The following is a 25155-nucleotide window of genomic DNA, read 5'->3' as shown; positions in this document are numbered from 1 at the left end:
GGGCCCGCATCGTGCAGGTGCGGGCCCCGGCTGTGCCGCGAGCACCGGCCAGGAAGGCACGCATGACCCGCTCCGAACGCCCCTTCAAGCGCAGCCCCCGCACCGCCCAGGCGAAGTCCACGTCACAGCCGAAGGCCTCCCGCGGTGGCCGTCGTCCCACCGCGCCCCCGCCGCCGAGCGAGTTCACCCCGCCGGAGACGGTGACGCCCGCGCTCCCCGCGGTGGCCTCCTTCGCCGACCTGGACATGCCCGAGGGCCTCCTGCGGATTCTGGGCGAGCAGGGTGTGACGGAGCCGTTCCCGATCCAGGCCGCGACCCTGCCGAACTCCCTCGCCGGGCGCGACGTCCTCGGCCGGGGCCGTACCGGCTCGGGCAAGACCCTCGCCTTCGGCCTCGCGCTGCTCGCCCGCACCGCCGGCCGCCGCGCCGAGCCGACCGCGCCCCTCGCGCTGGTCCTGGTGCCCACCCGCGAGCTCGCGCAGCAGGTCACCGACGCCCTCACCCCGTACGCCGGCGCCCTGCGCCTGCGGATCACCACGGTCGTCGGCGGCATGTCGATCTCCCGGCAGTCCTCCGCGCTGCGGCGCGGCGCCGAGGTCCTCATCGCCACGCCCGGCCGGCTCATGGACCTCATCGAGCGCGGCGACTGCCGACTCGACCAGGTCGCCGTCACGGTCCTCGACGAGGCCGACCAGATGGCCGACATGGGCTTCCTGCCGCAGGTCACCAAGCTGCTCAAGCAGGTCGAGCCGGGCGGCCAGCGGCTGCTCTTCTCGGCCACGCTCGACCGGAACATCGACAAACTGGTCAAGATGTTCCTGGACGACCCGGTCGTGCACTCGGTCGACCCCTCGGCCGGTGCCGTGACCACCATGGAGCACCACGTCCTGTACGTCATGGACGAGACCGACAAGAAGGCCGTCACGCTGAAGATCGCGGCCCGCGACGGCCGGACGATCCTCTTCCTCGACACCAAGCGGTCCGTGGACCGGCTGGTCAAGCGGCTCCTCGCCAACGGCGTACGGGCCTCGGGGCTGCACGGCGGCCGCTCGCAGCCGCAGCGCAACCGGACCCTGGACCAGTTCAAGACCGGCCAGGTCACCACGCTCGTCGCGACGAACGTGGCGGCCCGCGGCATCCACGTCGACGACCTCGACATGGTCGTGAACGTCGACCCGCCGATGGACCACAAGGACTACCTGCACCGCGGCGGCCGGACCGCCCGCGCCGGTGAGTCCGGCAGCGTCTTCACCCTGGTCCTGCCCGAGCAGAAGCGGGACATGGGCCGGCTGATGTCGAACGCCGGGATCAGCCCGCGCACGGCGCAGATCAAGTCCAGCGACCAGCACCTGACCGACCTGACCGGCGCCAAGGAGCCCTCCGGCGTCCCGATCGTCATCGAGACGCCGCAGCCGACCCAGCCGCGCAAGGCGGCGGGAGCCGGTGGCAGCGGTGCGGGTGGCGGCCGAGGCCGTCGTCGCCGTCCCGCGCCCGCCGGTGGCGGAAGCGGGACGGGCTCGACCACGTCGATGGGCTCGGGGCGCGCCTCCGGCTCCGGTACGTCCACGGGCCGTGGATCCGGCTCCGCGGGCGGCTCCGGGCGCTCCGCGGGCGGCACGGGCCGTGCCGCGGCCGGTGCGGGTCGCGGCACCGGCGGTGGCCGGGGTGCCGGCTCCGGCGCGGGTGCGGGTGCGGGGCGCGGTGCCGGGGCGGGAGCCGCCCGCGGCGGACGTCAGGCGCCGAGCACGAGCCGTTCCCGCAGTGCCAGCACGTCGCGGAACTCCAGGCCGAGGCCGACGGAGTAGTAACGGAGAAGGCTTCCGTATGAGGCCCGGACCTGGTCGAGGGCGGTGTCGAGATACTCCGGGCGCACTTCCTGGAGCGGCACGATCAGGTCCGGGTTCTGCATGAGCCCGCCCTGCTTGAGTCCCTCGCGCACCTTGGCGTCGTAGGCGGCGCGGATAGTGTTCGAGGCCAGGTAGTCGGCGCGGGCCGCCGCCGTCGGCACGCCCAGCAGGGTGAGCAGGAGATAGCCGGTCCAGCCGGTGCGGTCCTTGCCCGAGGTGCAGTGGAAGAGCAGCGGCCCCCGGGCGGGGTCGCCCAGGTCCCGCAGGTTCTCGGCGAACGCGGCCCGGTTCGCGGCGTCGGTGACGAAGGTCCGGTACACGTCGCTCATGAAGGCGGCCGCCCGCCCGCCGCCGAGCATCTCCTCCTGCCGCACCGGGTCGCGTGAGCCGATCGCGGCCATCAGCTGCCCGAACAGACCGTTGTCGGTGATGGGCCGGGCGACCGGGACCGTACCGGCCGGCAGCCGGTCGGCGCCGTCGTACTGCACCTCCAGCGGGATCCGCAGGTCGACGGCGGTCCCGAGGCCGAGCCCGGCGAGGGTGGTGAGGTCGGCGGCGGTGAGCTTGCCGAGGTGGTCGCCCCGGTAGGCGAGGCCGTGGCGGACCCGGCCGCCGTCGTAGGTGCGGTATCCGCCGAGGTCACGGACGTTGACCGCGCCCTGGAGCGGGATCTGGCGGATCGTGTTCCGGGGTGCTCGCGGTTTCGCGTGGGCCTGCGCGTTCGTCGGCAGGGCCGTGAACAGGGCGGTGGCGCCGGTGGTGGTGAGCAGCGCGCGTCGGGACAGGGGCATGGCCGGACTCCCTCATGAACATACGGGCTGACGGGCGGACGGGCCCACCAAACGTTTGTTAGGCGACTGGGGAGGAAGGTAGCAGCCGCCAGGGCCGTACGGGAGAGGCCTGCTCGTGATCGGTGAAACGTCGTGCACGACATCCGCACGAGTGGTGACGAGCGGTGAACGTCCGGGGAATTGAAGCGGGTTGGCCTTCCGAGGGTCGCTCTACGCGCGTCATCATCCAGCCATGCGAATCCCCCCTCGATTCACCCTCGCCGGCGGTGTCGCCGCCGCCCTCCTCTCCTCCCTCCTCCTCGGCGCCCCCGCCACCGCCGCACCGGCCCCCGCACCCGCCACCGTCGCGTCCTCGCTCGCGGCGACCGCGGCCGTCGGGGACATCTGCTACTCCGACCTGCCGTCCCAGGCCCACACGACCCTGCGGCTGATCGACGCGGGCGGCCCCTTCCCGTACCGCCAGGACGGCTCCGTCTTCCAGAACCGGGAAGGGATCCTCCCGTCCCACTCGCTGGGCTACTACCACGAGTACACGGTCAAGACCCCGGGCGTCTCCACCCGCGGTGCCCGCCGGATCGTGACCGGGGACTCGTTCCAGGAGGACTACTACACCGCCGACCACTACGCCTCGTTCGACCTGGTCGACCACACCTGCTGAGCCGGCTTCCGGCCGACCCCACCCGTCAGCCGCGGCGCGGGGTCGTCCACTCCAGACGGGTCCTGACCCGGGCGTCCCGGACGTGTTCGAGGGCGGCGAGTGCCGTCTCGCGCGCCGCGCCGTCCGGGTCGCCGTCCGCGAGGATCGTCGCCAAGGCGTCCACGGCCCGCGGGTCCTGACGGATCGCCAGGCCCCGCGCCGCCTCCGCCGCCGTCTCCGGATCGTCGTCGCCCAGCCGTTCGGCGAGCCCCTCCCGTACGAGAGGGGTGTCGTCGGGCAGCTCGGCGAGGGCGAGCGTCGCCCAGTCCCGCACCCGGGCGTCGCCGTCCCGGCTCAGCGCCAGGAGCACCCCGAGGGCCTCGGTGTGCCCCGCCGGCACGATCCCGGCCAACGCCCCCGCGACCGCCCGCCGTACCGCCGCCTCGGGATGCCCGGCCGCCGCGAGCAGCTCGGGCACCGCCGCCGCGTCCCCGCACTCCCCGAGCGCGAGCACCGTCGACAGCAGGGGTTCCCGCGCCGTGGGCACGGCCTCCGCGGTCAGCGGGCGCAGAATCGGCAGCGCGCTCGCCGCGAAGCCCGGCAGCGCGCCGAGCACCCGCGCGCCGAGCGCCCGCCGCAGCGGATCGCGATAGGCGCACCAGCCCGCCGCCGCCACGAAGGTCTCCTCGTCGGCCCGGCCGGCCAGCTCGGCCACCGCCGTCGTCCAGGCGTCGAGCTCCGGGTCCCCGCAGCGCAGCGCCCGCGCCGCGAGTTCCTCGTGCGGGGTGCGCAGCCCGATCGCCGCCTCCAGGAGCGTGGCGATCGCCGCGTGACCGGTCTGCCGCTCGTCGCCGCGCGTGGGCGCGCCGTCCTCCCGCAGCAGCTCGACGACGACCGTCACCCCGCCGTCCTCCCGGACGCGGCGGACGACCGCCTCGTACGTCTGCCCGCCGTCGTTCCCCGCGACGAGCCCGCGCCGCAGCTCGGCCGCGATGTCGGCGCCGATCCACCGCCGCGCCTCCCGCAGCGCGGCCTCCGGGGCGGCCGCCCCGTGGTCGAGCAGCGCCCGTACGCTGGCGGTGGAGCCGCGCCGGGCGGCGGCGACGAGCGGGAGGAAACCGTCGGGTCCCGGGCGGTCAGGGTCGGCGCCGTGCTCCAGGAGCACCCGCGCCGTGTCGGCGTGGCCGAGCCGGAGCGCCCAGGCAAGCGCCGTGAAGCCGAACTCCTCCTCCTGGTCGGCCGGCGCGCCGCCCGCGAGCAGCGCCCGGACGACCTCGGCGTGCCCCCCGCAGGCCGCCCCGCACAGGGGCAGGTCGCTGTCCCCCTCGCCGCTGCGCCGCCCCGGATCGGCCCCGGCGGCGAGCAGCACCCGGACGATCCCGGGCTCGTCGCCGACGGCGGCCCGGTACAGCGGGGTCTCCCCGTCCTCCCGGCCCTCGGGGTCCGCCCCGCTCCGCAGGGCGCGTACGGCCCCGTCCTCGTCCCCGGCTCGGATGGCGTCGAACAACGTACTCATGCGCCGACCCTGACGCGCCGTCCGCACATGGCGCAAATCCATTCCCCGTACGGCGGCGGGCCCGGGCGCTCCCGCGTCCCCGCACGCGGGTCAGGCCGCGCACTCCAGGACCGAGCCGCACACCCCGCACCGCGCCCGCAGGGACCGCCCCGCGGGGACCCGCAGCCGCTGGAGGCAGACCGGGCAGGCGAAGAAGACGCCGGTCGCCGGGGTCCCGCCGTCGAAGGAGTACGGGGCTCCCGCCGCGGCCCGGCCCTGGCGCCGCTCCCTGCCGTACCGCCGCCGCTCCCCCCAGCCCGCCCCGGCGAGCGGCGGCTGCCGCCGCTCCCGCTCCGCCTCGGCCCGGCCCCGTACCCACGCCTCGTACGCCACCGCGCTGGTGAACCACGGCGAGGGGTCCTCCCCGAAGACCTCGGCCCGCTTGGCGAGGACGTAGCCGAACTCCTCCGGGGTCAGATAGCCGAGCTTCTGGCTCTCGACCCCGTCCCGGCGGTACGCGTCGAGGAGCAGCCAGCCGGCGCCCAGGTAGGTGGTCACGACGTCGGTGAGGATCTCGTTCTCCGCGGTGCCGGGGCGGCCGAGTCCGAGCCGGTGCAGCAGGACGTGGGTGATCTCGTGGGCGAGGGCCGCGCCGATGTCCCGGCGGCGGGTCCGGAAGCGGTCGTTGAGCTCGACGAAGTACTCGGGTCCGGCGGCGAGCTCGACGGTGGCCGCGTGCTCCATGGGGCGGAAACTCGCCACGATGCGGGCGTCGGGGAGCCGTAGGTGGTGGACCAGCGCGCGAGCCACCCGCTGGGTGCCCAGATGGAGGTCCTCGTCGTCGCCGATGGCCATGTCGGCGGCCGGCACGCTCGCCGGAAACCGCTGGACACCGTCGGGGGAGAGGCGACGGTAGAGCGCGGTGAGCGAGCCCCGGACCGCCGCGCGGTGCGGGAAGCCGTGGCCGACACGGTCGGCCCCCTGACGGTTCGGCATGCCGGATCCCCCCTCCCGTCCACTGTACGGTCCCTCCACCGGTTCTGGCCGAAAAGGCTTTCTTGTGGCGGCAGTTGAGGGCTGCCCATAATCCGGACATGGCTTGACGGGCGCATGTCATACCCGTCGGGCTCAACCCCCCATGAAAAAAGGAGCACGCGTGAAGAAGAACCGACTGGTCAGCGCCCTCCAGAAACTCGCGGCAGCCGGCGCCGTCGTCCTCGCCGCCGTCAGCCTCCAGCCCACCACCGCCTCCGCCGCCCCGGCGCCCGTCGTCGGCGGCGTGCGCGCCGCCCAGGGCGAGTTCCCCTGGATGGTCAGGCTCTCCATGGGCTGCGGCGGCTCGATGCTGACCCCGCAGATCGTCCTCACCGCCGCCCACTGTGTGAACGGCTCCGGCAACAACACCGGCATCACCGCCACCGTCGGAGTCGTGGACCTTCAGTCCAGCAGCGCGATCAAGGTCAAGTCCACCAAGGTCCTCCAGGCCCCCGGCTACAACGGCACGGGCAAGGACTGGGCCCTGATCAAGCTCGCGTCGCCGATCACCTCGGTCCCCACCCTCAAGATCGCCGACACGACCGCGTACAACAGCGGCACCTTCACCGTGGCCGGCTGGGGTGGCACCCGCGAGGGCGGCGCGCAGCAGCGCTACCTGCGCAAGGCGAACGTCCCGTTCGTCTCGGACGCCTCCTGCCAGGCCTCGTACGGCAGCTCCCTCGTCCCCGCCGAGGAGATCTGCGCCGGGTACGCCGAGGGCGGGGTCGACACCTGCCAGGGTGACTCCGGCGGCCCGATGTTCCGCAAGGACAACGCCGGCGCCTGGATCCAGGTCGGCATCGTGAGCTGGGGCGAGGGCTGCGCCCGGGCCGGCTACCCCGGCGTCTACACGGAGGTCTCGACCTTCGCCGCCGCGATCAAGTCGGCCGCGGCCACGCTGTAACGGCGACCCGTGGACAGGTGCTCCGGAGCGGCCTCGGCTCCGGGGCACCGTCACGTGCGTGATCACGTTATTTACTGTGCTGACTCATAGGACATCGAGGACGACGTCCGACCCCGCCCCGCCCGCCAGCTCAAGCACCCACACCTCGTTGGCGCCCTCCCGCAGCACCGGCCCCGGCACGAACAGCGACTCCTGCGGGCCGACGTTCCAGTACCGGCCCAGGCAGAAGCCGTTCACCCAGACGAAGCCGCGCGTCCCGTCGGGGAGCGAGAGCATCGCGTCTCCCGGACCCGTCACGTCCACGACCGCCCGGTACAGTCCCGGCCCGCCCTCCCCGGCCACCGGCCGGAACGGCACCTTCGCCACCGCCGCCGCCTCGAAGGCGTCCAGGCGCAGGCCCTGAGCGCGGAACCCGTGCAGGTACTGCCGCTCGTGCCGCACCCCACCCGTGATCCCCTTCGACTCCGCGAGCCGCGGCCCGTAGTTGACCCGGCCGAGCGACTCCACCCACAGGTCCACCACGGCCGGCCCGGCCACCGGCTCCACGAGTGCCGAGTTCTCGGCGTCCTCGGCGTCCTCGGCGTCGAGCACCCCCGCCAGGACCCCGTCGACGTACACCGTCGCCCGGTCCCGCAGCCCCGTCACCCCCAGCGCGTACGGCTGCCGGGGCCCCGGGACCTCCACCCGGTAGCGGACCAGGCCCCGGTCCACGCCCAGCTCCTCGAAGGACGGCGGCACCGGCGCCCGCGCCTCCTCGTCGCCGAGCACCTCCAGGACCTCGTCGAGCGGCGCCCACTCCACGAGGCCGCCCCGCACCGGGGCCGCCAGCCGCGCCGGCGGCTCGGGCAGCGCGGGAAGCGGCCCCTCCACGAACTCCGCGAGCACCTCGCGGAAGCGCCGGAACTTCTCCGTCGGCCGCCCCGCCTCGTCCACCGGCGCGTCGTAGTCGTACGAGGTCACCGTCGGCCGCAGCACCCCGTCGTGCAGCTCACCCGTCCGGTTCGCCCCCGCCCAGCCGCCGAAGTTGGTCCCGCCGTGCGCCATGTACACATTGACCGACGCCCCGCACTCCAGGATCTCCCGCAGCGCCGCCGCCGCGTCCGCCGCGTCCCGCACCGCGTGCTCCGTGCCCCAGTGGTCGAACCAGCCGCACCAGAACTCCATGCACATCAACGGCCCCTTCGGCTGGTGCCGCCGCAGCGTCGCGAACCCCTCCCGCGCCCCCGAGCCGAAGTTCGCCGTCGCGAGCACCCCCGGCACCGAACCACCCGTCAGCATGTGGTCCTCAGGACCGTCCGACGTGAAGAGCGGCACGCTCACCCCGCACGCGCGCAGCAGCTCCGCCACCCACTCCAGATACGCCCGGTCGCTGCCGTAACTCCCGTACTCGTTCTCCACCTGCACCAGGACCACCGGACCGCCCCGGTCGACCTGCCGCTCCACCACCTGCGGGAGCAGCCGCCGGAACCAGGCCTCGACCGCCGCCAGGAACTCCGGGTCGAGGGTCCGCACGCGCCGCCCGAGCGGTCCCGTCAGCCAGTGCGGAAGTCCGCCGTTCTCCCACTCGGCGCAGATGTACGGACCCGGGCGCACGATCGCGTGCATCCCGGCCCGCTCCACCGCGTCCAGGAACCGGCCGAGCGCCTCCACGTCCCCGTACCGGCCGGGCTCCGGCGCGTACAGGTTCCAGGGGACGTACGTCTCGACGCAGTTCAGGCCCATCGCGCGCAGCATCCCGAGCCGGTGCTCCCAGTGCGCCTCGTGCACCCGGAAGTAGTGCAACGCCCCCGAGAGGAGGCGCACCGGCCGCCCGTCGAGCAGAAAGTCCTCGTCACCCACAGCGAACGTGCTCATGGCCTCACCCTCGCCCTCTGGCGGCGGACCGGTCCATGGACAAAGATCGTCGCAGTTTGGACGTTAGAGACGTCGCAGCGGACGTCAGGGAGGCCCACCCGGCATGTACCACACCTGGATGCGCTACTTCACGCCCAGCCCGGTCCACCAGCGCCTCGGCCTCGTCTGCCTCGGCGTCGGGCTTCAGCACGGCACCCTGCCCACGGTAGGACCGCGCACCCTCGACCACCACGTCGCCGTCGTCGTGTCCGCGGGCAGCGGCTGGTACCTGGGCGCCGACGGGCGCCGCACCGCCGTCACCGCCCCCGCCCTGATCTGGCTCACCCCCGGCACCCCCCACCACTACGCCGCCGACCCCGGCACCGGCTGGGACGAGGCCTTCGTCGACTTCTCGGGACCCGCCACCGCCACGTACACCGAGCTCGGCTACATCGAGCCCGACCGGCCCGTCGTGCCCCTCTCCGACGCCGCCCCCGCCCGCGCCGCGATCAGCCGGATAGCCCGCGCGGCCCGCCCCGGCAACCCCCTCCTGGAGGTCGAGACCGGAGCCGCCGTCCACGAGCTGCTCGTCGCGCTGCGCCGCGCCCGCGCCGACACCAACGCCGACGGCGACCCCGTCCTCGCCGCGCTCGCCCGCGACGCCTTCCAGCCGCTCTCCGTCGCCGAACACGCGGCCCGGCACGGCATGACCGCCGCCGAACTGCGCACCGCGGTCCGCCGCGCCGCCGGCTGCAGCCCCAAGGACTACCTGCTCACCGTCCGCCTCGGCCGCGCCAAGGAACTCCTCGCCGCCACCGAGCTCCCCGTCGCGGCCGTCGCCCGCCGCGTCGGCTACGACGACCCCGCCTACTTCTCCCGGCTCTTCACCCGCCGCGTCGGCACCGCGCCCATCCGCTTCCGCGAGCAGCAGGGGCGGTCCGTCCACGGCGGCTGGAGCAACCGCGTACCGGATCCCGAACACCCGCCCACGATCCAGCCGAGATCGGTCTAAGCTCGCAGATCATGAGTGACTCCACCCTGCCCCGCCCGGTCGACGACTCCGTACGGGCCGAACTGACCCGGCTCCGCGAGAGCATCGACAACATCGACGCCGCGGTCGTGTACATGCTCGCCGAGCGCTTCAAGTGCACCCAGCAGGTCGGCGTCCTCAAGGCCGAGCACAAGCTGCCGCCCGCCGACCCCGCCCGCGAGGCCCGCCAGATCGCTCGGCTGCGGGAACTGGCCGAGAGCGCGAGACTGGACCCGGCCTTCGCGGAGAAGCTCCTGAACTTCATCATCGCGGAGGTCATCCGCCACCACGAGACGATTGCGGACGGAGCACGCTGATGGCCCGCGTCACGGTCTTCACCCTCGGAGGGACCATCTCCGCGCGAGGCGGTGACGCGGCCCGGATGACCGGCCAGGAGGTCCTGGCAGGTCTCGGCGCGCCCGACGACGTCGTGCTCCGCGACTTCCGGCGCGTCCCCAGCTCGTCCCTGACCCACGCGGACCTCGCGGACCTCGCCGCCGAGGTCCGTGCCACCGTCGCCGACGGCTCCGGCGTGGTCGTCGTGCAGGGCACGGACACCCTGGAGGAGACCGCCTTCCTCCTCGACCTGCTCTGCACCACCGAGCAGCCCATCGTCGTCACCGGCGCCATGCGCCGCCCCGACCTGCCCGGCGCCGACGGCCCCGCCAACCTCGCCGCCGCGCTGGCCGTCGCCGCCGACCCCGCCTGCCGGAACCTCGGCGTCGTGGTCGTCCTGGCCGACGAGATCCACACCGCCCGCCTCGCCCGCAAGTCCCACACGACCTCGGTCGCCACCTTCGCGTCGCCCGGGGCCGGCCCGATCGGCACCGTCGTCGAGGGCGAGCCCCGGATCCTGCTCCGCCCCGCCGTCCGCGCCGCGCTCTGCCCGCTGACGTTCGACCCCGAGGTCAGGGTCGCCCTCCTCACCCTCTCCCAGGGCGACCGGGGCGAATTCCTCGAAGCCGTCGACCACCGCTTCCAGGGCCTCGTCGTCGCCGCCTTCGGCGCCGGCCACGTCCCCTCCTGGTTCGTCGAGCCGCTCGCCGAGCTCGCCCGCCGCATCCCGGTCGTCCTCGCCTCCCGTACGGGCGGCGGAGCGACCCTCTCGCACACCTACCGCGGCCCCGGCTCCGAGTACGACCTGCTGCACCACGGACTGATCCCCGCGGGCCCTCTCGACCCCGCCAAGGCCCGGATCCTCCTCCACACCCTGCTCTCCAGCGGCGCGGCCGGCCCCACCGGCTACGACCGCCCCCGCATCACGGCCGCCTTCGCCCACCTGAACGGCTCCGGACTCGCCTGAGCCGCGTTCTCCCACCACCCCCTGCCACGGGCGGGAGGCATCAGGCAGCATGGCCCCCATGTCCGTACTGACGCGCGACGAAGCGCAGACCCGTGCCCAGCTCCTCGACGTCCACCGCTATCTCGTGGACCTCGACCTCACCACCGGCGCCGAGACCTTCGGGTCCACCAGCACCGTCCGATTCACCGCCCGCGCCGCCGGGGACACCTTCGTCGAGCTCAAGCCCGAGACCCTCCACTCCGCGACCCTCGACGGAGTGGCCCTCGACACCGCCGACCTCACCGGCAACCGGCTCCCGCTGAGCCTCACCGAGGGCGAGCACGAGCTGATCGTCACCACGACCATGCGGTACTCCCGCACGGGCGAGGGCATGCACCGCTTCACGGACCCCACCGACGACGAGTCGTACGTCTACACGCAGCTCTTCATGGAAGACGTCCAGCGGGTCTTCGCCGCCTTCGACCAGCCCGACCTGAAGGCCGTCTTCGAGCTGACCGTCAGCGCCCCCGAGGGCTGGACCGTCCTCGCCAACGGCATCACCGAGCGCCAGCCCGACGGGCGGTGGAAGGCCGCCCCCACGCAGCTGCTCTCCACCTACTTCGTCTGCGTCGCCGCCGGCCCCTGGCACTCCGTCCGCACCGAGCACGCCGGGCTCCCCTTCGGCATCCACTGCCGCCGCTCCCTCGCACCCCACCTCGACGCCGACGCCGACGAGATCTTCGCCGTCACCAAGGCCTGCTACGACCGGTTCCACGAGAAGTTCGACGAGCCGTACCCCTTCGACTCGTACGACCAGGCCTTCGTCCCCGAGTTCAACTCCGGCGCCATGGAGAACCCCGGCCTCGTCACCTTCCGCGACGAGTTCGTCTTCCGCTCCGCCGTCACCGTCACCGAGCGCCAGACCCGCGCCATGGTCATCGCCCACGAGATGGCCCACATGTGGTTCGGCGACCTCGTCACCCTGCGCTGGTGGGACGACATCTGGCTGAACGAGTCCTTCGCCGAGTACATGGGCTACCAGACCGTCAACGAGGCCTGCGCCGACCTCTTCCCCGACACCTGGGTCGACTTCGGCGTCACCCGCAAGGCCTGGGGATACGAGGCCGACCAGCGGCCCTCCACCCACCCCGTCGCCCCGGACCCGGAAGCCGTCCCCGACACCGCGTCCGCGCTCCTCAACTTCGACGGCATCTCCTACGCCAAGGGCGCCTCCGCCCTCCGCCAGCTCGTCGCCTGGCTCGGCGAGAAGGACTTCCTCGCCGGCATCAACATCCACTTCAAGCGCCACAAGTTCGGCAACGCGACCCTCGCCGACTTCATCGACAACCTCGCCGCCGCCACCGACCGCGACGTCCACGCCTGGGCCGAGCAGTGGCTGCGCACCACGGGCGTCGACACGCTCACCCCGCGCCTCGACGGCGAGGGCAACCGCTGGCGGCTCACCGTCGACCGTGAGGGCAGCCGCCCGCACCGCGTCGACGTCGGCGTGTACGACCGGGACGGCTCCGGCGACCTCGTCCTGCGCGAGCGGCGCCCGATCGACGTCCCGCAGGAGGCGCCCGCCGAGCTGACCGGACCGCGCCCCGCCCTCGTCGTCCTCAACGACGAGGACCTCACCTACGCCAAGCTCCGCTTCGACGAGATCTCCGAGGAGTCCGCCCTGCGCGGCCTCTCCCGCATCCCCGACGCGCTGACCCGCGCCGTCGTCTGGAACGCGATGCGGGACATGGTCAGGGACGGCGACCTCGCCCCCGCCGACTATCTGGACTTCGCCCTCGCGCACCTGACCGAGGAGACCGAACTCTCCCTCGTCCAGGGCGTCCTGGGCTTCGCCCGCACCCAGATCGCCGACCGGTACGTCACCGAGGACGAGCGCCCCGCCGCCCTCGCGACCATCGGCGAGATCGCCCGTGCGCTGCTCCGCCGCACCGAGGACGGCGAGGCCCCCGGCCTGCGCCTCACCGCCGTGCGCACGTACATCGACAGCGCCACCACGCCCGCGAAGATCGCCTCCTGGCTGGAGGAGGGCACCGTCCACGGCGGCCCCGAGCTCGACCCCGAGCTGCGCTGGCGGATCCTCGCCCGCCTCGCCGTCCTCGGCGCCACCGACGAGACGGTGATCGCCGCCGAGCTGGCGCGCGACCCGAGCGCCACCGGCCAGGAGGGCGCCGCCCTCTGCCGGGCCGCCCTCCCGGACCCGGCGGCGAAGGAGGCCGCCTGGTCGGCCCTCTTCGACACGGACGACCTGTCCAACTACCTCTTCACCGCCACCGCCCGAGGCTTCTGGCAGCCCGAACAGGCCGATCTCGTACGGGAGTACGTGCCCCGCTTCTACACCGCCGCCACCGCCCTCGGCGACCGGCGCGGCGCGGCGATGGGCGAGGCCGCGGGCCGGTACGCCTTCCCGTCGTACGCGATCGACGCCGAGTCTCTGGCCCTCGGCGAGTCCCACCTGACCGCCGACACCATGATCCCGGCCCTCCACCGCAAGCTCGTCGACCAACTCGACGACCTCCGCCGCGCACTGGCGGTCCGCACCGCGTAGTCCGCCCACGTGCCGTCCCGCACGGGCGGGACGGCACACGGCGACGGCACAGGCCTCGCCTCCCCGGCCAGGCCCGTGTCCCCCGTTCGGGTCACAAGGTCCGACTCCCCGGACATACCCCGACAACCCCCGGCACGCTGTCGTCCATGCGTGCCGCACCCCCACCTCTCGCCGGAGGCACCCCCGGCGCCGACGCCCTCCGCCCGCTCCTGGACACCGTCCTCGACGCCCTCCGTGCCGGCTCGGAGGAGCGGGGCGGGCCTCTTCCCGCCGGCGGGCCCGAGGCCGTCGCGGCACGGGTGGCGGCCCTCGGAGCCGTACTCCCCGAGACCGGGACCGGCGCCGGCGAGGCCCTCCGCGCCCTCGTCACCGCCCTCGCCGCCGGCGCCGCCGACCCCGCGCACCCGCTCTGCGCAGCCCACCTCCACACCCCGCCCCTCGCGCTCGCCGCAGCCGCCGACCTCGCCGCCTCCGCGCTCAACCCGTCCATGGACTCCTGGGACCAGGCCCCCGCCGCCTCCGCCCTCGAAGCCCTGGTCACCGCCGCCCTCGCCGCCGAGGTCTTCCCCGGGGCGGGAGCCCCCGACGCCCTCGTCACCACCGGCGGTACGGAGTCCAACCAGCTCGCCCTGCTCCTCGCGCGCGAGCGCCACGCCGGACACGGGGCCGTGCGGACCGTCCTCGGTGCCAACGCCCACCACTCCTTCCACCGCGCCGCCTGGCTCCTCGGGCTCCCCGCCCCGGTCACCGTCCCCACCCCGCACGGCGTCCTCGATCCGGCCGCCCTGGCCGAGGTCCTGACCACGACGCACGGCCCCGTCCTCGTCGTCGCCACCGCCGGAACCACCGACGAGGGCCTGATCGACCCGCTCCCGGAGCTCGCCGACGTCGCCGCGGCCCACGGCGCCGAACTCCACGTCGACGCCGCCTACGGAGGCCCCGTACTCCTCAGCGGCGCCCACCGCAGGCTCCTCGACGGCCTCGACCGGGCCCGTACCGTCACCGTCGACCTCCACAAGCTCGGTTGGCAGCCGGCCGCCGCCGGACTCCTCGCCGTACGCGACGCCGCCGACCTCGCCGTCCTCGGCCACACCGCCGACTACCTCAACGCCGACGACGACACCGAGGCCGGCCTCCCCGACCTCCTCGGCCGATCCCTGCGCACCACCCGCCGCCCCGACGTCCTCAAGACGGCCGTCACCCTCCGCGCCCTCGGCCGCTCAGGACTCGGCGCCCTCGTCGACGCGTGCATGGCCCTCGCCCAGGACCTCGCCGACCTCGTGGAGAAGACCCCCGGCCTCGACCTGCGCGCCCGGCCCACCCTCACGACCGTCCTCTTCCGGCCGGCGGAGGCCACCGACGACACCGTCGCCGCGATCCGCCGCACCCTGCTCGCCGAGGGCCGCGCGGTCCTCGGCCGCGCCGAGGCGGACGGCCGCCTCTGGCTCAAGGCCACCCTGCTCAACCCCCACGCCACCCCCGGCGACCTGGCACAGCTCATCACCCTCGTGGAAGGCAGCACGCACCGATGACCGGCAGCACCTCCAAGGACGACGACCTCGACCAGCCCCACGACCTGGTGGGCGTCGGCATCGGCCCCTTCAACCTCTCGCTCGCCGCCCTCGCCCACGGCGTCCCCGGCGGTCTCTCCGCCACCTTCTACGAGCAGCGGCCCGCCTTCCACTGGCACCCCGGCCTCCTCATCGAGGGCGCCACGCTCCAGGTCCCCTTCCTCGCCGACCTGGTGACCCTCGCGGACCCCGCCAGTCCCTGGTCCTTCCTCAACTACCTGAAGAGCCGCGAGCGCCTCTTCCCCTTCTACTTCGCCGAGAAGTTCCACATCCAGCGCGCCGAGTACGACGCGTACTGCCGCTGGGTCAGCGAGCGGCTCCCCGGGCTCCACTTCGGCCACCAGGTCGACTCCGTCCGCTGGAACCCCGAGCGCCGCCTCTTCGAGGTCGACTTCACCCAGATCGACCCGGACGGCGAGGCCGAGGCCCTCGGCCGCGCCTACACCCGGAACGTCGTCCTCGGCGTCGGCACCGAGCCGTACGTCCCCGAGCCCCTCAGGCCGCTCGCCGACGCCCCCGGCGTCCCCGTGATCCACTCCGCCGACTACCTCGTCCACCGCGAGACGCTCCTCGCCGCAGGCCACGTCACCGTCATCGGCTCAGGCCAGTCCGGCGCCGAGATCTTCCTCGACCTGCTCCGCGCCCGCCCCGCCGGCGCCGAGAAGATCCACTGGCTGGCCCGCACCGAGGCCTTCGCCCCCATGGAGTACTCCAAGCTCGGCCTGGAGCACTTCACCCCCGACTACACCCGCTACTTCCACTCCCTGCCCGAGCCCGTACGCGGCGAACTCGTCCCGCGCCAGTGGCAGCTGCACAAGGGCATCGACGCCGACACCATCGCCGCCATCCACGACGAGCTCTACCGCCGCACCCTGCACGGTGGCTGGCCCGACGCCGTCCTCACGCCCGGCGTCCGCGTCCGCACCGCGGGCCGCGTCGCCACCACCCAGGTCGAACTGCACCTGGAACACCTCCAGCAGGGCACCCGCACCCGGCTCACCACCGACGCCGTCGTCCTCGCGACCGGCTACCGCGAGCGCCCCGTGGACCGGATGCTCGCCGGACTCGACCCGTACCTCCGCCACGACGCGGCCGGCCGCGCCCGGATCGACGAGCGGTACCGGCTGGTCCTCGATCCCTCCGTCACCGGCTCCGTCTACGTCCAGAACGCCGAGAAGCACACCCACGGAGTCGGCGCCCCCGACCTCGGCCTCGCCGCCTGGCGCAGCGCGACCATCCTCAACGCGGTCACCGGCAAGGAGCCCTACCCGCTGCCGCGCCGCACCGCCTTCACCAGCTTCGGCCTGGAGACGCGAGAGGCGCCGAGCATCCCGGCCCAGGACCGGAAGCTGACGCCTCTCGTACAGCACTGACGTACCGAGCGAAGTACTAGAAGACCGGCACGCCGTCCCGGGTCAGCTTCCAGTCCACCGACGCGAACAGACCCGGGTCGACCGTCCCCTTCGCCTTCACCCACTGGATGATGGTGTTGCGGATCTCGTCCGAGTTCGCCCACAGCTGCTGGGCGTTCGCGACGTGCGGGAACGCGCCGCCGCCGCTCGCCCGGTAGTTGTTGACCGCGAGGACGAACCTCGCGGCCGGGTCGAGCGGCTTGCCCTCGAAGGACAGGTTCACGATCCGCGCACCGGCCGGCTTCGCGATGTCGATCTCGTACGTCAGACCCGACACGGCGTCGTAGTTGTAGTCCGGCGTCCCGCCCGCGTTGGTGAGCAGCGCGGTGTCCACCGGCGCCCCCGCCGCGGTCTGGACGTAGTACCTCGCCGAGTACTCCAGGTACTCCTTCAGCTGGGCGCCCGTCATCAGCCGGGCCTCCAGGGTGTTCTCGAACGGGTACAGCCCGGCGGCGTCCTTGATGGTGACCTGGCCGGCCGGGATCCGGGCCGTGCGCGAGAAGCAGGAGGCCTGCGAGAGCACCGGCAGGGCCGCGTGCGCGCCGCCCGCGAGGGCCGCCTTCACCGTCTCCGCCTGGACCACGTTGATCAGGTCGATGATCGGCTCGTCCTTCCACGGCGCGTCGGCCGTGGTCATCGACGCGGTGGAGGTGCCGATGACCTGATTGACGTACGCGACGACCTTCTCGTGCTCGTCCGCGAGCAGCCCGGTGATCTCCGGGTCCTCCGCCACCGTGTTGGAGTTGAGGACCTGCGCGCCGCACTTCTCGACGACCCAGCGGCCCTTCTCCCACACCAGGTCGAAGTCGATGAGGGTGAGGCGCTGGCCCCACTTGAGCGGCTCGGACAGGACGACGTCCCGGCCGGTCTCCTTGTTCTTCACCCGGTATTCGGGGATCTCGGTGTGCGCGTGGCCGACGAGGATCGCGTCGATGCCCGGCACCTGCTCGGCGACCAGCCCGGCCGCGTTCTCGATGTGGGGGAGCTGGTCACCGTACGAGGACGTGCCGCTGGAGCCGGAGTGCGCCGAGACGACGACCACGTCCGCGCCCATCGAGCGCAGCTTCGGCACCCACTTCGCGGCCTGCTCCTCGAGACCGGGGAAGACCATCCTCCCGGAGACGTTCGCCTTGTCCCAGATGGCGATGCCCGGATTGGTCAGGCCGAGTATCGCGACCTTGACGTCCTTGCCGTGCGGGGTGCGCATCCGGTGCATGCTGTACGGCGCGAAGGCCGGGCGCAGGGTCTTCGCGTCGAGCGCGTTGGCGCCGAGCAGCGGGAAGTCGCACTGCTCCTCGAACTTCCGCAGCACCGGGATGCCGTAGTTGAACTCGTGGTTGCCGAGGGCGGCGGCGTCGTAGCCGATGGCGTTCATCGCCTGGGCCATCGGGTGGACCGGGCCGCCGGCCTGGGTGATGGGGTCGACCTTGGCGTAGTAGTAGGACAGCTGGGTGCCCTGGATGGTGTCGCCGGCGTCGATGAGGAGGGTGTTGCGGCGGCCCTTCGCCGCGCGGACCTGGTCGACGAGGGTGGAGATCTTGGCGAGACCGATGTCGTTGTGCGCCTTGTCGTCGAACTCCTTGTCCGTGAAGTAGTCCCAGTTGAAGACGTTGCCGTGCAGGTCGGTCGTCCCCATCACGGTGAACGAGTACCGCTTCGCCGGCTTGGGGCGGCGCCCGTGGGCCTCGGCGGGGGCGGCGACGCCCGCGGTGAGGGCGGCTCCGGCCCCGACGGCCACGGAGCTCTCCAGGAACGTCCGGCGGTTCAACGGCATGTGCTTCTCCTTGGTTCGATGGCGTTGTTCGCGGCGCGCGACGGGACACAGGATCAGGCGCACAACGCGCGTAGATTCTGGCTCAGGCGGCACGTCGGCAACAGCCCTTTCGGGTTACGGAGTGGGAAAGTGTTCGGTGGACGATCGTTACCGAACATGGAGGAGTCAGGACGTGACGCAGGAACACGCGACCCCCGGGGCCCCGCAGGTGACGGTGCGTGGCGAGGGCCGGCTGGAGGTCGACCCCGAGTTCGCCCGGATCTGGGTGACGGTCTCCGCGCGCGGTACGGACCGCTCGGCGACGCTCACGGAGCTGACCCGGCGGAACGCGCGGGTGCTCGACCTCGTCAAGGCGCAGGGGGAGGCGGTCCAGAAGCTGGAGACTGGCCGGTTCTCGATCTCGCCGGAGCTCGGCAGGCGCGGGCGCGGCGAGCGGGTGCACGCCTTCGTGGGCCGGGTGCGGCTGACGGCCGAGCTGACCGATTTCACGGCCCTCGGGGAGCTGGTGACCCGGGTCGCCGATCTGGAGATGACGGCTGTCGACGGGCCGTGGTGGGAGCTGCGGCCGGACTCCCCGGCGTACGCGGAGGCGCGGCGTCTCGCGGTGACGGAGGCCGTGCAGCGGGCGCGCGCCTACGCGTCGGCCCTCGGTACCTCGCTCGCCTCACTCCTCGAACTCGCGGACGCGGGCCTCGCGGGGCCCGGCATGTCGGGGGTGCCCCCGGTCTTCGCCGCGGCGCCGGCGGGCTTCGCGGCGGAGCGGGCCGGCGAGGCGCCTCCGCTGGACCTCGAACCGCAGCGGCAGACGGTCACGGCCGAGGTCGTCGCGCGCTTCACGATGGCGCCGCCCGCACTCTGAGACAAGGGGCGCGAGGGCGCGAAAATCGCTCATCGGAGCACCCCGGTGCACAGATTCAAGACTTGTCAACAACCTTTCATGGAAAGGTTGTTGAGTAGTCATGCCGCGCCAATTTCCTACTGATGGGTAAGGCCTAGGCTCGCCCTATGCGCCGAGCGAAAATCGTTTGTACCCTTGGGCCCGCCACCGAAACATACGACCAGATCAAGGCGTTGATCGAGGCCGGAATGGACGTGGCCCGCTTCAACCTCAGTCACGGCTCGTACGTCGAGCACGAGGAGCGCTACCAGCGCGTACGCAAAGCCTCCGACGAGACGGGCCGCAGTGTCGGGGTCCTCGCCGACCTTCAAGGCCCGAAGATTCGTCTCGGCCGCTTCCGTGACGGCCCCGTACTCCTTGAACGCGGCGACGAGTTCACCATCACCGTCGAGCCGATGGAAGGCGACCGCCACTGCTGCGGGACGACCTACTCCGGCCTCGCCGCGGACGTGACCGCAGGCGAGCGCATCCTTGTCGACGACGGGCGCGTCACCCTGGAGGTCACCTCCGTCGAAGGACCCCGGGTGAACACCCTGGTCATCGAGGGCGGCATGGTCTCCGACCACAAGGGCCTCAACCTGCCCGGCGTCGCCGTCTCCGTGCCCGCCCTGTCCGAGAAGGACATCGAGGACCTCCGCTGGGCCCTGCGCATCGGTGCCGACGTCATCGCCCTCTCCTTCGTCCGCAGCGGCCGGGACATCGTGGACGTCCACCGGATCATGGACGAGGAGGGCCGCCGGCTGCCCGTCATCGCCAAGATCGAGAAGCCGCAGGCCGTCGAGAACATCGAGGAGATCGTCGCCGCCTTCGACGGCATCATGGTCGCCCGCGGCGACCTGGGCGTCGAAATGCCCCTGGAGCAGGTGCCGATCGTCCAGAAGCGGGCGGTCAAGCTGGCCAAGCGCAACGCCAAGCCGGTCATCGTCGCCACCCAGATGCTCGACTCGATGATCGAGAACTCCCGCCCCACGCGCGCCGAGGCGAGCGACGTGGCGAACGCGGTCATCGACGGCACCGACGCCGTCATGCTCTCCGGCGAGACGAGCGTCGGCCGCTACCCGATCGAGACGGTCCGCACCATGGGCCGGATCGTCGAGGCCGCGGAGGAGGACGTCCTCGCCAAGGGGCTGCCGCCGCTGACCGAGCGCAACAAGCCCCGCACCCAGGGCGGGGCCGTCGCCCGGGCCGCCGCCGAGATGGGTGACTTCCTCGGGGCCAAGTTCCTCGTGGCCTTCACCCAGTCCGGCGACACGGTCAAGCGGCTCTCCCGCTACCGCTCGCCGATCCCGCTGCTCGCCTTCACGCCGGACCCGGCGACGCGTTCGCAGCTCAACCTCACCTGGGGCGTGGAGACCTTCCTCGGTCCGCACGTCGACTCCACGGACGCGATGGTGGCCCAGGTGGACGAGGAGCTGCTGCGGATCGGGCGCTGCAAGAAGGGCGACATCGTGGTGATCACGGCCGGGTCCCCGCCGGGTGTCGCCGGCTCGACGAACCTGGTCCGGGTCCATCACATCGGCGAGCCCTTGACCTAGGCCGTTCGGCGGAGCGCGCGGCGCTCGAATCGCACCTTGGAATCAAAGGTAAAGTGCCCCGGGTGGGATTCGAACCCACGCTGTATGGTGTTTGAGACCACTGCCTCTTCCGCTGGGCTACCGGGGCATCCTTCAAAACGAAGGTCGGTGATCACCCGCCGTGTCCCTACCTTACAGGAGGTGGGTAGGCTCATGGTGAGCTGTATCCGCCTCCGAAACGAGGCCATCGAACGAGGAGCCCGCGTGACCGCCCCCGAGTCGCCCCAGCCCGCCGACGACGCCGAGCCGTCGCACGTCCCGCCGCTGACGACCCGCGTCGTCATCGCCGAAGACGAGGCGCTCATCCGCCTCGACCTCAAGGAAATGCTCGAGGAAGAGGGCTACACGGTCGTCGGTGAGGCCGGCGACGGCGCCACCGCCGTCGAGCTCGCCCGCGAGCACCGCCCCGACCTCGTCATCCTCGACGTCAAGATGCCCGTCCTCGACGGCATCTCGGCGGCCGAGAAGATCGCGGGCGAGTCCATCGCCCCGGTCCTCATGCTGACCGCCTTCTCGCAGCGCGAGCTCGTCGAGCGGGCCCGGGACGCCGGCGCCATGGCGTACCTGGTGAAGCCGTTCAGCAAGAGCGACGTGGTGCCCGCCATCGAGATGGCCGTCTCCCGCTTCGCCGAGCTGCGCGCCCTGGAGAAGGAGGTCGCCGACCTCTCCCTCCGCCTGGAGACCCGCAAGCTGGTGGACCGCGCCAAGTCGATCCTGCAGACCCAGTACGGGCTGACGGAGCCGGCCGCGTTCCGCTGGATCCAGAAGACCTCCATGGACCGGCGCATGTCGATGCAGCAGGTCGCCGAGGCGGTCATCGAGGACGCCGAGGAGAAGAAGGCGGCCAAGGGCCAGTAGCGGGAGCCGTTCCGTACGGAAGAAGGCCCGCCCCACGTCACTGTGGGGCGGGCCTTCCGTCCGTGGTGCGGACCGGGTCGATCAGTCCTCGCCGAGGTACGCCTTGCGGACGGACTCGTCGTGGAGCAGGTTCTGGCCCGTGCCCGAGAGCACGACCTTGCCGATCTCCATGACGTGACCGTGGTCCGCCAGGGCGAGCGCGGCCTGGGCGTTCTGCTCGACGAGCAGGATGGTGGTGCCCTGGGCCTTCAGCTCCGAGATCGTCGCCATGATCTTCTGCATCATGATCGGGGAGAGACCCATGGAGGGCTCGTCGAGCATGAGCAGCTTCGGCTGGGACATCAGCGCCCGGCCCATGGCGAGCATCTGCTGCTCACCGCCGGAGAGCGTGCCGGCCGCCTGCTTGCGACGCTCGCCCAGGATCGGGAAGAGGTCGTAGGCGCGCTGGACGTCCTTGGCGATGCCCGCGGTGTCCTTCCGGAGGAAGGCGCCGAGGAGGAGGTTCTCCTCGATCGTCATGCGGGGGAAGATGTGCCGGCCCTCGGGGGAGTGGGCCAGACCCAGCGAGACGATCTTGTGCGCGGGGATCTTGCGGAGGGACTTGCCCTCGAACTTGATCTGGCCGCCGACCGGCTTGAGGAGCCCGGAGAGGGTCCGCAGGGTGGTGGTCTTCCCGGCGCCGTTGGTGCCGATGAGGGTGACGACCTCACCGGCGTCGACGGAGAAGGAGATGCCCTTGACGGCCTCGATCTTCCCGTAGGCGACGCGCAGGTCCTCGACTTCGAGCAGTGCGGTCATGCGTCGTTCTCCTTGCCCGAACCGGGGGCTTGCGGGGTGTCCTCCGAGGGCTCCTCGGTGTCCGGGGCGTCCTCGGCGTCCGGAGCCTCGTCGGTCTCCGGGGCCTCGGCGGCCGGGGTCTCCGGGGTCTCGTCCGAGGCGGGCGCCTCGGGAGCCTCAGGAGCCTCGGGGGCGTCGTCCGTTGCCACGGGCGCGTCGGCCTCGACCGGCTCGCCCAGGTACGCGGCGATGACCCGCTCGTCGCCCTGGACGGTCGCGCTGTCGCCCTCGATCAGCTTCTGGCCCTGGACGAGCACGGCGACCCGGTCGCAGAGGTTGAAGATGAACCGCATGTCGTGCTCGATGACGAGCACGGCGATGCCCATGTCCCGGATGGCGAAGATGAGTTCCTCCGCCGCACGCGTCTCCTGCGGGTTCATGCCCGCCGTGGGCTCGTCGAGCAGGATCAGACCGGGGTCGCTCGCGAGGGCGCGGGCGATCTCCAGCTTGCGCTGCTCTCCGTACGGCAGGTTCTTGGAGAGGTGCTGGGCCTTGTCCTGGAGTCCGATGAACTCCAGGAGCTCCATGGCCCGCTTCTCGGAGGCCGCTTCGGCCTTCTTGAAGCCGGGACCGCGGAGCAGGGCCGACCAGAGGCCCTCCTTGGTCCGGGTGTGGCGTCCGACGAGGACGTTCTCCAGAACCGTCATGTTGCCGAAGAGGCGGATGTTCTGGAAGGTACGGGCGATGCCGGCCGCGGTGACCTTGAAGGACTTCGGCGGCAGGACCGTGCCCTTGTACCGGACCTCGCCCTCGGTCGGGATGTAGAGACCGGTGAGGCAGTTGAAGAAGGTGGTCTTGCCGGCGCCGTTGGGGCCGATGAGACCGACGATCTCCCCGGCGTTCACGGTCAGGTTCACATCGCGCACGGCGGTGAGGCCGCCGAAGCGCATCGTGACACCGCGCGCGTCGAGGACGGTCTCGCGGGCCGCCGGCTCGGTGGTGGCGTCGGCCGTGTTCGTGGTGGTCGTCATGGTTCAGGCACCTGCCTTGGACAGCGTGGCGGGCGACTCGGCGTCCTCGTGGAACTCCAGCTTCTGACGCCGGTTGGCGATCATGCCCTCCGGGCGGAAGCGCATGAGCAGGATCAGCGCGACGCCGAAGGCGAAGAGCTGGTAGCTGCCCATGAACTGGAGCTTGTTGGGGATGAGGAAGAGCAGCGCCGCGCCGACCAGGGGACCGCTCATGGTGCCCATGCCGCCGAGGACGACGGCCGCGAGCAGGAAGGCGGAGTTGGGCGGGATGGGACCGGCGAAGAGGTACTGCTCCGGCGTCACCGTGTAGGTGACGTGGGCCTGCACCGTGCCGGCGAGACCGGCGAGCGAGGCACCGAGCGCGAAGGCGATGAGCTTGACCCGGAAGCCGTTGATGCCCATGGCGAGCGCCGCGGTCTCGTCCTCGCGGATGGCGACCCAGGCGCGGCCGATGCGGGAGTCGCCGCTGCGCCGGAAGACCAGCACGACGACCGCCATGATCAGCAGCATCAGGAAGAAGTAGTTCGCGAAGCGGCCGATGGTGAAGCCGGCGATCACGTGCTCGGCGCCGAAGTCGAACCCGAAGATGTTGAGGTTCGGGATGGACGCGATGCCGTTGGAGCCGTTGGTGATGTCGGGACCGGAGGTGCCGTCCGTGTTCATCACCGCGATGCGGAAGATCTCACCGAAACCGAGCGTCACGATGGCGAGGTAGTCGCCGCGCAGCCGCAGGGTCGGGGCGCCGATGAGGACACCGAAGACGAGCGACGCTGCCGCGCCGACCAGGATGGCGGCCCAGAAGGGGAACTCCACACCGAACGGCGAGGTCGGAGCGCCCGAGACGAGGGCGGCCGCGTAGGCGCCGACGCCGAGGAAGGCGACGTAACCGAGGTCGAGGAGACCGGCCAGGCCGACGACGATGTTCAGGCCCAGGGCGACCGTGGCGAAGATCAGGATGTAGACGCCGAGCGTCGCGTACTGGTCGTCGGTCTGGGTGAAGGGGAACAGCGCCGCGGCGGTGAACGCGCCCGCGATGGTGAGGTTCTGGTGCTTGCCGGTGAGCTGCGTGGCCTGCTGCATGAGGCCCGACTTGTTGACCGCGGCGAAGCCGAGACCGGCCGTGATCAGGAAGCCGATGAACAGCTCGTCGTACTCCGTGCCGACGCCGTAGGTGAAGACGCCGAGCGCCACGGCGAGGACGCCCGTGATGATCAGGATCTCGACGGCGGAGTGCATCGGGGGCAGCTTGCGGGCGGCGCCCGTGCTGGCGAAGGCGCCCTTGAAGGCGGTGAAGCCGTTGCCGGCCCGGTGCTTGAACTGGTCCCAGCCGGTGTCCTCCGGGTCCACGGGCAGCGTCTTCGGCCGCTCGAAGGGGAGGGCGAGGGCGCCGATGAGGGCGACCAGGGTGGCGATCGCGACGATCGCGCCGCCCGGCTCCAGGTTGACCGGGCCGCCGAGCGTGATGCTGATCGCGGCGACGGTGTACCAGGTGGTGCCGAAGGCGGCGAGCGCGGCGAGCTTGACGGCCGCGTCGGCGCCGGCCGGGGTCAGCCAGCGCGTGCCCTTGACGCCGTACGACGAGAGGGCGAAGAGGGTGGTGAGCAGGCCCAGGACCAGGACCTGGAGCTGCAGGCCGGCGGGGGAGCCGTAGAACGTGAGGTCACCCGGGAAGGTGGGCGTCCAGGTCCAGGAGAGGAAGCAGCTGGCGACCGTGAGGAGGCCGCCGCCCAGGACGAGGGCGCGGGCGGTCTTCTCCGGCAGGAAGCCGATGAGACCGGTCGCCGCGGCCGACTTCGAAGGCGTGGCCGCCGTCGTGTTCTCGGAGATGGTGGTCATGGTG

General features: G+C 72.3%; 20 protein-coding genes and 1 tRNA gene. 12 read left to right on the top strand and 9 right to left on the bottom strand.

Translation table 11 applies throughout. From position 1 onward, the window contains the following. Positions 1-62 precede the first annotated feature (62 nt). A complete protein-coding gene (locus ACIBG6_RS24800) occupies positions 63-1805 on the top strand; it encodes a DEAD/DEAH box helicase (protein WP_399224755.1) in 1743 nt (580 codons plus the stop codon). On the opposite strand, the gene ACIBG6_RS24795 is transcribed toward ACIBG6_RS24800, so the two are convergent. Continuing rightward, positions 1733-2638, bottom strand: a complete 906-nt coding sequence (locus ACIBG6_RS24795; protein WP_399224754.1) for a tyrosine-protein phosphatase — start codon at positions 2636-2638, stop codon at positions 1733-1735. The genes ACIBG6_RS24800 and ACIBG6_RS24795 overlap by 73 nt on opposite strands. A gap of 232 nt (positions 2639-2870) precedes the next feature. Between ACIBG6_RS24795 and ACIBG6_RS24790 the strand changes: the two genes are divergently transcribed. Further along, on the top strand, positions 2871-3296 hold the full coding sequence (locus tag ACIBG6_RS24790) for a ribonuclease domain-containing protein (RefSeq protein WP_399224752.1): 426 nt from the start codon (positions 2871-2873) through the stop codon (positions 3294-3296). A 25-nt stretch (positions 3297-3321) separates the two neighbouring features. Here the strand turns inward: ACIBG6_RS24790 and ACIBG6_RS24785 are convergent, their stop codons facing one another. Continuing rightward, positions 3322-4791 carry an ankyrin repeat domain-containing protein gene (locus ACIBG6_RS24785; protein ID WP_399224751.1) on the bottom strand — a complete coding sequence of 490 codons (1470 nt, stop codon included), beginning with the start codon at positions 4789-4791 and terminating at the stop codon, positions 3322-3324. 90 nt (positions 4792-4881) lie between these two features. After that, positions 4882-5766, bottom strand: a complete 885-nt coding sequence (locus ACIBG6_RS24780; RefSeq protein WP_399224750.1) for a hypothetical protein — start codon at positions 5764-5766, stop codon at positions 4882-4884. Positions 5767-5926: 160 nt separating this feature from the next. Here ACIBG6_RS24780 and ACIBG6_RS24775 point away from each other — a divergent pair, with 160 nt between their 5' ends. Beyond that, positions 5927-6709, top strand: a complete 783-nt coding sequence (locus ACIBG6_RS24775) for a S1 family peptidase (protein ID WP_399224748.1) — start codon at positions 5927-5929, stop codon at positions 6707-6709. An 84-nt stretch (positions 6710-6793) separates the two neighbouring features. On the opposite strand, the gene ACIBG6_RS24770 is transcribed toward ACIBG6_RS24775, so the two are convergent. Continuing rightward, a complete protein-coding gene (locus ACIBG6_RS24770; protein ID WP_399224747.1) occupies positions 6794-8563 on the bottom strand; it encodes a beta-galactosidase family protein in 1770 nt (589 codons plus the stop codon). A gap of 103 nt (positions 8564-8666) precedes the next feature. Between ACIBG6_RS24770 and ACIBG6_RS24765 the strand changes: the two genes are divergently transcribed. From ACIBG6_RS24765 to ACIBG6_RS24740, 6 genes are all read left to right on the top strand, one after another. Next, entirely contained in the window at positions 8667-9554 is an 888-nt protein-coding gene (locus ACIBG6_RS24765; RefSeq protein WP_399224746.1) for a helix-turn-helix domain-containing protein, read from the top strand. An 11-nt stretch (positions 9555-9565) separates the two neighbouring features. After that, positions 9566-9889: a chorismate mutase gene (locus ACIBG6_RS24760; protein ID WP_317594240.1), complete on the top strand. Its 324-nt coding sequence runs from the start codon at positions 9566-9568 to the stop codon at positions 9887-9889. Beyond that, a complete protein-coding gene (locus tag ACIBG6_RS24755; protein WP_399224745.1) occupies positions 9889-10875 on the top strand; it encodes an asparaginase in 987 nt (328 codons plus the stop codon). The genes ACIBG6_RS24760 and ACIBG6_RS24755 overlap by 1 nt, the downstream gene beginning before the upstream one ends. A 58-nt stretch (positions 10876-10933) precedes the next feature. Next, the gene (gene pepN / locus ACIBG6_RS24750) at positions 10934-13420 is read left to right on the top strand and encodes an aminopeptidase N (protein WP_399224744.1); all 2487 of its coding nucleotides are present in this window, start codon (positions 10934-10936) and stop codon (positions 13418-13420) included. 146 nt (positions 13421-13566) lie between these two features. Continuing rightward, positions 13567-14952, top strand: a complete 1386-nt coding sequence (locus tag ACIBG6_RS24745; protein WP_399224743.1) for a pyridoxal phosphate-dependent decarboxylase family protein — start codon at positions 13567-13569, stop codon at positions 14950-14952. After that, on the top strand, positions 14949-16364 hold the full coding sequence (locus ACIBG6_RS24740; protein ID WP_399224742.1) for a lysine N(6)-hydroxylase/L-ornithine N(5)-oxygenase family protein: 1416 nt from the start codon (positions 14949-14951) through the stop codon (positions 16362-16364). The genes ACIBG6_RS24745 and ACIBG6_RS24740 overlap by 4 nt, the downstream gene beginning before the upstream one ends. A 16-nt stretch (positions 16365-16380) precedes the next feature. Here ACIBG6_RS24740 and ACIBG6_RS24735 read toward each other — a convergent pair whose 3' ends face one another. Then, a complete protein-coding gene (locus ACIBG6_RS24735) occupies positions 16381-18177 on the bottom strand; it encodes a 5'-nucleotidase C-terminal domain-containing protein (RefSeq protein ID WP_399224741.1) in 1797 nt (598 codons plus the stop codon). A gap of 172 nt (positions 18178-18349) precedes the next feature. Here ACIBG6_RS24735 and ACIBG6_RS24730 point away from each other — a divergent pair, with 172 nt between their 5' ends. Together ACIBG6_RS24730 and pyk are read left to right on the top strand one after the other, a co-directional pair. Beyond that, complete coding sequence (locus ACIBG6_RS24730; protein ID WP_399224739.1) at positions 18350-19036, top strand: SIMPL domain-containing protein; 687 nt, start codon at positions 18350-18352, stop codon at positions 19034-19036. A gap of 146 nt (positions 19037-19182) precedes the next feature. After that, entirely contained in the window at positions 19183-20610 is a 1428-nt protein-coding gene (pyk, locus tag ACIBG6_RS24725; RefSeq protein ID WP_399224738.1) for a pyruvate kinase, read from the top strand. Between the two features lie 54 nt (positions 20611-20664). Here pyk and ACIBG6_RS24720 read toward each other — a convergent pair. After that, positions 20665-20737: transfer RNA gene (locus ACIBG6_RS24720), tRNA-Leu, on the bottom strand. A gap of 116 nt (positions 20738-20853) precedes the next feature. On the opposite strand from ACIBG6_RS24720, the gene ACIBG6_RS24715 reads away from it, so the two are divergent. Beyond that, positions 20854-21507 carry an ANTAR domain-containing response regulator gene (locus ACIBG6_RS24715; RefSeq protein WP_056645833.1) on the top strand — a complete coding sequence of 218 codons (654 nt, stop codon included), beginning with the start codon at positions 20854-20856 and terminating at the stop codon, positions 21505-21507. An 81-nt stretch (positions 21508-21588) separates the two neighbouring features. Here ACIBG6_RS24715 and ACIBG6_RS24710 read toward each other — a convergent pair whose 3' ends face one another. The 3 genes from ACIBG6_RS24710 to ACIBG6_RS24700 are packed head-to-tail and all read right to left on the bottom strand — an operon-like array spanning position 21589 to position 25151. Continuing rightward, entirely contained in the window at positions 21589-22305 is a 717-nt protein-coding gene (locus ACIBG6_RS24710; RefSeq protein ID WP_384143460.1) for an ABC transporter ATP-binding protein, read from the bottom strand. Next, positions 22302-23315, bottom strand: coding sequence for an ABC transporter ATP-binding protein (locus tag ACIBG6_RS24705; RefSeq protein WP_399224737.1), 1014 nt, complete (start codon positions 23313-23315; stop codon positions 22302-22304). The genes ACIBG6_RS24710 and ACIBG6_RS24705 overlap by 4 nt, the downstream gene beginning before the upstream one ends. Before the next feature lie 3 nt (positions 23316-23318). Next, the gene (locus tag ACIBG6_RS24700; protein WP_399224736.1) at positions 23319-25151 is read right to left on the bottom strand and encodes a branched-chain amino acid ABC transporter permease; all 1833 of its coding nucleotides are present in this window, start codon (positions 25149-25151) and stop codon (positions 23319-23321) included. Positions 25152-25155: the final 4 nt, after the last annotated feature.

Origin of the sequence: Streptomyces sp. NPDC050842 (genome assembly GCF_044456565.1) — a bacterium.
Classification (GTDB): Bacteria; Actinomycetota; Actinomycetes; order Streptomycetales; family Streptomycetaceae; genus Streptomyces.
This window is presented reverse-complemented; position numbering and strand designations above follow the sequence as displayed.